This window comes from Kingella kingae ATCC 23330 (genome assembly GCF_900111845.1).
GTDB lineage: Bacteria > Pseudomonadota > Gammaproteobacteria > Burkholderiales > Neisseriaceae > Kingella > Kingella kingae.
In genome coordinates, this window is record NZ_FOJK01000022.1 from 20,246 (window position 1) to 29,244 (window position 8,999).

The following is an 8,999-nucleotide window of genomic DNA, read 5'->3' on the forward strand; positions in this document are numbered from 1 at the left end:
GAAACGGCTATCATATAGAGAATATTATCTTAAATTTTAGCTAAAACGATTGATTGTGTCGCAAGTGGTGCTATAAATAAATAAGCCAATGCTGGCGAGCGAATTATGGAGAGTAAATGTGAAAACCAATAGCAAAATAATTGCTGCGTCTTTGTCTTTGATGACATCGTTGAGCGCGGTGGCTGGAATGGGTGGCGTGAATGTCCAATCTAATTTGGGCGAGCCATTTTCAGGAAGTATTGTGGTAACAGGCAATGAGGCAAAATCGGCATTGCAAGGTTCGGTGAGTGTGTCTGGTGGTTTGCAAGGAACGGTTGTGCCGCAAGGTAATGGTAATGCTGTGATTCGTTTGCGTTCATCGGCTGCGGTTAATGAACCTGTGCTGAATTTTGTGGTAAAAACAGGTAATCAAGCTCGCCAATATACCGCTATGATTAATCCGGCTCACTATCGCCCAGCAGCAACTGTTGCGAGTATGGCTCGTGCAGCGATTACTGCGGAAGTGGCTGCGCCGAATACAGTGGCTAAACCTGCGGCAGCGAAAGCGAATAATCAACCTGCTGCTGAGGCTGCACCAGTGGAGAAGGTGTCTTCTCGTGCAGTAAGTCCACGTTATCATCGTGTACGCCGTACAGAGAGTGCTGCGTCTATTGCTGCTCGTTATCGCCCACACAATATGAGCGTTCAGCGTGCTATGCTGGCTCTGGTTGTGGCAAATCCGCGTGCGTTCCATAAAGGTAACCCTTATGCAATGTATCGCAATGTAACTTTGTATATTCCAACTACTGCACAATGGTATGCCTATGCGGAGCGCGGTCAGCGTATTCAAGCAGCATCGGCAATGTCTTTGTCGCGTGGTGCAGCAAACAAAGTGGTTGCACCTACTGTAACCGAAACACCTGCATCTAATGAATCTATGGCAACTGAGGTTTCTAAGCCAGTAGAGGCGGCAGCTAAACCAGAACCTAAATCCACACCAGCGCCAACTCCTGCTGTTATGCCAGAGGAAAAGGCACCGGTACAACCTGCATCAACTTCGGTAGCTGTTGAAGCATCTACACCTACTTCTGTTCCTGTGGTTGAAGCAGTAGCAGAAACCAAAGTGGTTGCGAGTGAAACTGTGCAGGCTGCTTCTGAATCTGCGGTAGTCGCAAGTGCAGTTGTTGCAAGCGAAGTGATGGCTTCTGAGCCGTCATCTGCACCAGCCCCTGTTGTTGAAACACCTCCTGCGCCAGCTGCAACGGAGCAAGTTGCTGCTGAACAACCAGTAGAAACGGAAGATGAAACAGATTGGATGTCTCTTGGTTTAATGGGTGGCGCGGCAGTTTTAGGCTTGGGTGGCGTTGGTTACTTATTAAGCCGTCGTAAGAAATCTACCGAAGAGGCGGAAGATGAAGAAGAGTTTGTAGTTGATGAACCAGTTGTATCAACGGCATCTGCAGCAGCTCAACGAGTTTGGAGTGATACTAACTCAAATCAATCTACATTTAATGATACAAATGAGGATTTATTTGTCGATAATGCAGTTAAGCCTTCGGCAGATTCGTTTAATTTAAATGATTTTGAACCAGATGTGCAAGTTCCAGAACCACAAGCAGATGAATGGTTGGTTACAGAAAATGCAGCAACGGATTCGTTTGTAGAACCTGAAAAAGAAGCTGTATCTGAATTGGAGGAGTTTGATGTATCTGAGCCATTAATGAATCTATGGCAACTGAGGTTTCTAAGCCAGTAGAGGCGGCAGCTAAACCAGAACCTAAATCCACACCAGCGCCAACTCCTGCTGTTATGCCAGAGGAAAAGGCACCGGTACAACCTGCATCAACTTCGGTAGCTGTTGAAGCATCTACACCTACTTCTGTTCCTGTGGTTGAAGCAGTAGCAGAAACCAAAGTGGTTGCGAGTGAAACTGTGCAGGCTGCTTCTGAATCTGCGGTAGTCGCAAGTGCAGTTGTTGCAAGCGAAGTGATGGCTTCTGAGCCGTCATCTGCACCAGCCCCTGTTGTTGAAACACCTCCTGCGCCAGCTGCAACGGAGCAAGTTGCTGCTGAACAACCAGTAGAAACGGAAGATGAAACAGATTGGATGTCTCTTGGTTTAATGGGTGGCGCGGCAGTTTTAGGCTTGGGTGGCGTTGGTTACTTATTAAGCCGTCGTAAGAAATCTACCGAAGAGGCGGAAGATGAAGAAGAGTTTGTAGTTGATGAACCAGTTGTATCAACGGCATCTGCAGCAGCTCAACGAGTTTGGAGTGATACTAACTCAAATCAATCTACATTTAATGATACAAATGAGGATTTATTTGTCGATAATGCAGTTAAGCCTTCGGCAGATTCGTTTAATTTAAATGATTTTGAACCAGATGTGCAAGTTCCAGAACCACAAGCAGATGAATGGTTGGTTACAGAAAATGCAGCAACGGATTCGTTTGTAGAACCTGAAAAAGAAGCTGTATCTGAATTGGAGGAGTTTGATGTATCTGAGCCATCATTTGCTTCTTCTGCTACAAAAGAAGAGTCTTCTGATGACATGGACTGGTTGGCTGCTCAATTTAGTTCGGAAACTGAAGAAGTTAAAGTAGAGTCTGAATCTGATAATAGCTTCGCTGAATTGGATTTGTCAGATTTTAATTCAGTTGTTGAAGCAGTAGAGCCTGCTCCTGCTTTTGAAGAAACAATGAGCTTTGATACGGCAGAACCTGTTGCTGCGGTAGATGATGCTTTGAACTTTGATGTTTCTAGCACAACCGATAGTGCAGAGTTGTTTGATTTAGATACAAATGCAGAGTCTGTCAATACGGAAGATTTAGATTTTAATGTGCCAGATATTGACGCATCTGTGTTGTCTGTGCCAGAAGTGGCTGAAGATGCATTATCGTTTGACTTGCCTGCTACCGATACGGTTGCAGAAGAGTTTAGCTTAGACACGCCTGTCGCTGAAGATGCCAATTTAATCTTTACCGATGTTTCTGAAGTGGTTACGCCAAGTGAATTGGCTGTTTCAGAGCAGCCTGCACCAGTTGCTGATTTTGATTTGGACGATTCGGGCTTAGACTTTTTGGACGATAGCGTAGAAGAGGCAACATTATCAGTGGTTGAAGATGTACAACCTGTTGCTACTGCGCCAGTGGTTGAAGCAGCGGCAGCCGATGAATTGTTGGCATGGGATAAAGTAGAATCGCCAGAGCAGCAAGATGTTGGCTTTGTATCAGAAGCGGTTGGTATGGCAGCTCCTTTGGAAGCTAAGTTGGAATTGGCGAAAATGTATTTGGAAATTGACGATGCGGTTGCGGCGCGTGAAACATTGCGCGAATTGATTGAAGAATCGCATGGTGATTTACAAGCACAAGCTAAATCTTTATTAGAAGAATTAGGCGGCTAAATCTAGCTTAATTTGAGTATAAACCTACCATTGGATAGTTATCCTTGGTAGGTTTATATTTTTTATGAGCAGGGTATTTAATCCAAGTATTTGTGTAATTAGGTAACAAGTCATCAAATATTTGAGATAAAAGCTTTGTTTATATGGCAAAAATATCTCATTTCAGATGTAAAAAGATTGACAGCAACGATATGCACACTTACGATAACGAATTATTTTATGCAATATCAAGTTATTTATATGAAAAGCATCAAAACCATTGCGATTGCTGTAAGTAGTTTATTTGTGTTATCCACATCGGCTCACGGTAAAACCGTTCAGCCAGAACAAACTGGTATCGCAATGATGCGTTTGCACAATACTTCTTTTTCGCTCCCATTATCACGATTATCAAGCAATGATTTGTGGCTTAATTTGCGCCAAGATTTCAGAATGGATGAAGTCAATGTGGGCTTGGTACGTTCGCACGAAAGCCGTTTTTTAGCCAACAGAGATTATTTCAATCGTACATTAGTCCGCAGTACACCTTATATGTACCACATTGTGTCAGAGGTACAAAAACGCGGTATGCCTGCGGAAATCGCGCTGCTTCCCTTTATTGAGAGTGCGTATGTAACCAAAGCACGTTCTCATGTTGGTGCATCTGGTTTATGGCAATTTATGCCTGCAACGGGTCGTCATTATGGTTTGGAACAAACGCCTTTGTATGATGGACGACACGATGTTTTTGCTGCTACCGATGCGGCTTTGAATTATCTGCAATATTTATATGGCTTGTTTGGCGATTGGTCGCTGGCACTGGCGGCATACAACTGGGGCGAGGGCAATATGAGTCGCGCCATTCGTCGCGCTCAATCCGCTGGTTTAGCACCGACTTATGAAAATTTGAATATGCCAGCAGAAACCCGAAATTATGTCCCCAAATTGTTAGCGGTGCGTAATTTGGTCAATAATCCGCAAGCATTTGGCTTGAATTACCTACTATCAAACACGAACCTTATTTTAAAGCGGTAACGGTGAATACGCCGTTGGATATTTTGGCGGCTGCACATTTGGCGAATATTTCGGAAAGCGAGTTTTTGGCATTAAATCCTGCGTTCAAAACGCCTGTGTTCATGCCCAAAGGTAATCGCCGTATGTTGTTGCCTGTGAGCGCAGCGCGTACATTTGAATCAAACTACAAAGAATCTGACCCGAAAACATTGTTGTCTTGGGATGTATTTACGCCAACAGAGCGTATTTCGTTAGCTGATTTGGCGAGTCGAACTGGCTCAACGGCGAGCGAGCTGAAACGATTGAACGGTTTGACCAGTAACTATGTCAATGCAGGTCGCATGGTGTTAATCAACAAAAACACCATGACAGGCATTGCGAGTGTGAACGATTTTGCGCGAGCTGATTTTGATGCCGTACCCGATACTTATGTGGAGCAAAAACCAGTTTTAACGGTTGCGCCTACTTTGGCATCTCCTGCTAGGCAGCCTGCACCATTGGCGGTTAATTTAGCAGCACTCAGGCAACCATCGGATAAGCCTGTTACGCCGCCCACAATCGCTGCGCCTGCATTGGCGGAAAATAAGCCTGTAACTACACCACCTGTGTTTTTTGTTGCACCACCAGTTGTCAGCAATACTGTGGTAGCCGAACCTAATGTGCAGGCTGCTTCTGCGGTCGCAAATAACGATGAAACAGATGAATTGATGCAAGTGGTTGCTAGAGCTCAGCAAGAGCAAAAACAGCAAAATACAGCAATAGAAAATCAAGCAGCCGCAGCCGTGCGTGCCAGCGTAGCAGAGTTTGAAGCAGCCGAAGCCAGAGAGCGAGCAGCCGAAGCGCGTCGTCAGCAACAACTAGCAGCCGACAAGGTCAAGGCAGCAACCGTTGCAGCAAATAAACCAGCAACAGCGCAAAAGCAGCCTGCACGTCCAGTCGTCAGCACGACAGCAACACATAAAGTAGTGCGTGGCGAATCGGTATACAGTATCGCCAAACGCTACAATATGGAAGTGGCTGATTTGCGTACTGCTAATGGCATCAAAGGCAATAGTATTCGTATTGGGCAAGAATTAAAGATTCAGACCGCGCGTAAAATAACTGCAACTGTGCAGGCTGCTTCGCGCAATAAACCTGCGACTACTGCAAATAACAAGCCAGCAGATAATAAACGTCAAACCGTGCCAGTAACGCATACTGTTCGCCGTGGCGAAAGCATACAAAGTATTGCAGCGCGTTATAAAGTTAGCCCTGCTGATTTAAAACGCTGGAATAATGGCAGCAACAACATCAAAGCAGGACAGGTTTTAAAACTTCGTCCTAGTTAAAAAAGAGCAAAGTTAAATCGCTATAATGTGGGTTTAACTTTGCTATTATTCTTAAAAGCAGCCTGCAACGAATTGGAACACATCATGCCATGGAATATTCCCATCATGCTGACTTGGATGCGCATTTTGCTCATCCCCATTTTTACTTTGCTCTTTTATTTACCCCATAGCTGGATTGGTCAAGAGCAAGTCAATATTAGCGCGGCCATTATTTTCGCCATTGCAGGTATAACTGACTGGCTAGACGGATTTTTGGCGCGACATTGGAAGCAAACGTCTGATTTTGGCGCATTTTTAGACCCTGTTGCCGATAAGCTCATGGTTGCCGTTGCCTTAATTTTGCTGGTTAAACTAGACCGCACTTACGCATGGTTCGCTATGATAATTATTGGGCGTGAAATTACTATTTCCGCCCTACGTGAATGGATGGCGCAAATGGGCAAGCGCAGTAGCGTGGCTGTTGCCTATATTGGCAAACTCAAAACTGCCGCACAAATGGCAGCTATTTTTACCTTGTTGCTCAACTTTCCCGATTTTTACGGCATTAATCTGCATATTTTGGGTAACATACTGATGTTTATTGCATCTGTGCTGACATTGTGGTCTATGTTTTATTATTTAAAAATGGCATGGAAAGAATTTTAAGCAAAAATACACAAAATCGCTTGACAGTAAAAATTAAGCGTATATAATGCCAGCTTCTTTGTTGCAAACACAAAGAAATGCGGGAATAGCTCAGTTGGTAGAGCGCAACCTTGCCAAGGTTGAGGTCGCGAGTTCGAGACTCGTTTCCCGCTCCACAATTTATCTTATTATCAATCAGAGCGGGAATAGCTCAGTTGGTAGAGCGCAACCTTGCCAAGGTTGAGGTCGCGAGTTCGAGACTCGTTTCCCGCTCCACTCTGATTTGATAAGAATGCGCGGGAATAGCTCAGTTGGTAGAGCGCAACCTTGCCAAGGTTGAGGTCGCGAGTTCGAGACTCGTTTCTCGCTCCAAGTTTCTAAATTGCAGATAATTTATCTGCAATTTGTTTTATTAAAGGCGAAATAGCATAGTGGTAATGCAGCGGATTGCAAATCCGTGGACGCCAGTTCGATTCTGGCTTTCGCCTCCACAATATTGTGTTATTCAGTTTCAAGTGTGCCCGAGTGGTGGAATTGGTAGACACAACGGACTTAAAATCCGTCGCTCCTAAACCGAGCGTACCGGTTCGATTCCGGTTTCGGGCACCAAAGATAAAAAGCAACCTGTTACAGGTTGCTTTTTTATTTTCTATTTTCTATTTTCTATTGAGAGATGTTATAGTGGGATTATAGTGGATTAAATTTAGATTAGAACAAGGCGACAACGACCGCCGTGTACATCTAGTACATAAGGGAGTTGGCAACGCTGTACTAATCTAAATTTAATTCACTATATATTGTAATAAAGTTGCAGAAAAGACACGGAAGCAATCATTTTATTTGCTATTTTACTGTATTTGTTTAATTGACGTTCTCCCCTTGCTAAAGCAAGGAGATTCCTACGGCGGTTAGTGATATTCTACCAACTCACTTCGGTGGGTTCGTGCTGCTGACAACCTGACTGCATTGTTCACTTCACACGCGCTATGGACACGTCCTGTCCTGATTTTTGTTTTTTCAGGCTGCCTGAATGGCTTGCCCACGTTGCGGTTTTTTCTTTGCGGTATTTTTGGGATTTATTGGAAATTGGTCTATTTGCTATGGCGTTAAAAGGTGCTTTTAACGCTTTTTTTGCTTTTAAACGGCATGAATTTATTGGATTGTTGATTTTTTGAATTTTTGATGATTGTGTGATGAAAAATCGTTTTGAATTGAACGCGCCTGCTAATGTTGAACCGCGTATTGCGGCGCGTCAGCTTTATTGGCAGGGTTGGCGGATTACGGATATTGCGCGTACTTTGGGCTTGAAGCCGCCTGTGGTGTATTCGTGGAAAAATCGGGATAACTGGGACGGTGGTTCGCCTGTTTTGCGGATTGCGATGAGTGCGGAAACGCGCTTGCATGCGTTAATCAATCAGCCAAAAAAATCGGACGCGGATTATAAGGAAATGAAGAATTTGACGGCGTTGATTCAGAGGTATCCGCGTAAGGGGGATTGGGGCGATTTGACGGAAAAAAGCAGCCTGCACACGGAAGCTGCGCTGTGGAATGATGAGCCTCCATCTATTGATAATCCGCCGTGTGAACGGCGTAAGGAAAAGCGTGTGCGTGTGAGCAGTAATCGCAAAACGGAATACAACACGTTTTCTGAATCGCAGATTGTTGATGTGCAGTGGATTTTCTGTGAGCAGTTGTTTGATTATCAGCGTGTTTGGTTGAGTCAGCAGGTGCGCTTTCGGAATTTGCTGAAATCGCGCCAAATTGGGGCGACTTTCTTTTTTGCGCGTGAGGCGTTGGTTGATGCTTTGGTGTCGGGCAAGAATAAGGTGTTTTTGTCAGCTTCTCGGGCGCAGGCGTTTCAGTTTAAGCAGTATATGATTGATTTGGCGCAGATGGTGGGCGTTGAGCTGCGTGGGGACTCTATCCGTTTGCAAAATGGGGCGACGCTGTATTTTTTGGGGATGAATTCGCGTACGGCGCAGGGGCGACATGGGGATTTGTATGTGGATGAGTATTTTTGGATTCCTGATTTTGTTGAGCTGACGCGTTTGGCTAAACCGATGGCTTCGCAAAAGCAGTATCGGATTACTTATTTTTCTACGCCGTCGAGTACGTCGCACGCGGCTTATCCGTTTTGGTTTGGGGAGCGGTTTAATGAGGGGCGTGATAAATCTGAGCATGTGCATTTTGATGTTTCTCATGGGGCTTTGAAAAAGGGTCGCTTGTGTGAAGATGGTCAGTGGCGGCAGATTGTTACGCTTGATGATGCGGAGGTTTCAGGCTGCGATTTGTTTGATAGGCAGCAGTTGTTGCTGGAAAACTCGCCTGCGGAGTTCCGTCAGTTGTTTATGTGTGAGTTTGTGGAAAATGGGGATTCTGTTTTTGATTTTAATGCGTTGCAGAAGTGTAGCGTGGACAGTTGGGAGGAATGGAAGGATTTTTATAAGCCGTTTAAATACCATTTTGTAGAATAAATTACTATGTAAGCTATTATTTTTAAATTAAATGCAAAAGAACTCATAATCCCTTGGTCGTGGGTTCGAAACCAGACCTGACAAGTTTTAAATAATAGCCACAATACGGTCAATGCGATTCGCAAAACGAGCTAACCATGGTTTCCAAGATTTGTAACCGTAAAGCCGTACTATGTTTAACACTAAACTAAATAATATA

At 44.5% G+C, this 8,999-nt stretch carries 6 protein-coding genes and 5 tRNA genes; all 11 read left to right on the top strand.

Annotation, left to right across the window (positions count from 1 at the left end; all coding sequences use genetic code 11):
- The first annotated feature begins 118 nt into the window (after positions 1-118).
- The 11 genes from BQ5809_RS05895 (at position 119) to BQ5809_RS05945 (ending at position 8,800) form a co-directional block, all read left to right on the top strand.
- On the top strand, positions 119-1,735 hold the full coding sequence (locus BQ5809_RS05895; RefSeq protein ID WP_071461629.1) for a type IV pilus assembly protein FimV: 1,617 nt from the start codon (positions 119-121) through the stop codon (positions 1,733-1,735).
- Positions 1,708-3,381, top strand: a complete 1,674-nt coding sequence (locus tag BQ5809_RS05900; RefSeq protein ID WP_231954131.1) for a FimV C-terminal domain-containing protein — start codon at positions 1,708-1,710, stop codon at positions 3,379-3,381. Before BQ5809_RS05895 ends, BQ5809_RS05900 begins: the two co-directional genes overlap by 28 nt.
- 219 nt (positions 3,382-3,600) lie before the next feature.
- Positions 3,601-4,395, top strand: a complete 795-nt coding sequence (locus BQ5809_RS11565) for a lytic transglycosylase domain-containing protein (RefSeq protein WP_003786290.1) — start codon at positions 3,601-3,603, stop codon at positions 4,393-4,395.
- A gap of 2 nt (positions 4,396-4,397) precedes the next feature.
- Positions 4,398-5,702, top strand: coding sequence for a LysM peptidoglycan-binding domain-containing protein (locus tag BQ5809_RS11570; RefSeq protein WP_003786293.1), 1,305 nt, complete (start codon positions 4,398-4,400; stop codon positions 5,700-5,702).
- 84 nt (positions 5,703-5,786) lie between these two features.
- Complete coding sequence (pgsA, locus tag BQ5809_RS05910; protein ID WP_026036373.1) at positions 5,787-6,347, top strand: CDP-diacylglycerol--glycerol-3-phosphate 3-phosphatidyltransferase; 561 nt, start codon at positions 5,787-5,789, stop codon at positions 6,345-6,347.
- Between the two features lie 79 nt (positions 6,348-6,426).
- Positions 6,427-6,502, top strand: a tRNA-Gly gene (locus BQ5809_RS05915).
- A 24-nt stretch (positions 6,503-6,526) separates the two neighbouring features.
- Positions 6,527-6,602: transfer RNA gene (locus BQ5809_RS05920), tRNA-Gly, on the top strand.
- 20 nt (positions 6,603-6,622) lie between these two features.
- Positions 6,623-6,698: transfer RNA gene (locus BQ5809_RS05925), tRNA-Gly, on the top strand.
- 45 nt (positions 6,699-6,743) lie between these two features.
- A tRNA-Cys gene (locus BQ5809_RS05930) sits at positions 6,744-6,817 on the top strand.
- A 28-nt stretch (positions 6,818-6,845) separates the two neighbouring features.
- Positions 6,846-6,935, top strand: a tRNA-Leu gene (locus tag BQ5809_RS05935).
- A gap of 584 nt (positions 6,936-7,519) precedes the next feature.
- Entirely contained in the window at positions 7,520-8,800 is a 1,281-nt protein-coding gene (locus BQ5809_RS05945) for a terminase large subunit domain-containing protein (protein WP_003786298.1), read from the top strand.
- The last annotated feature ends 199 nt before the right edge of the window (positions 8,801-8,999 follow it).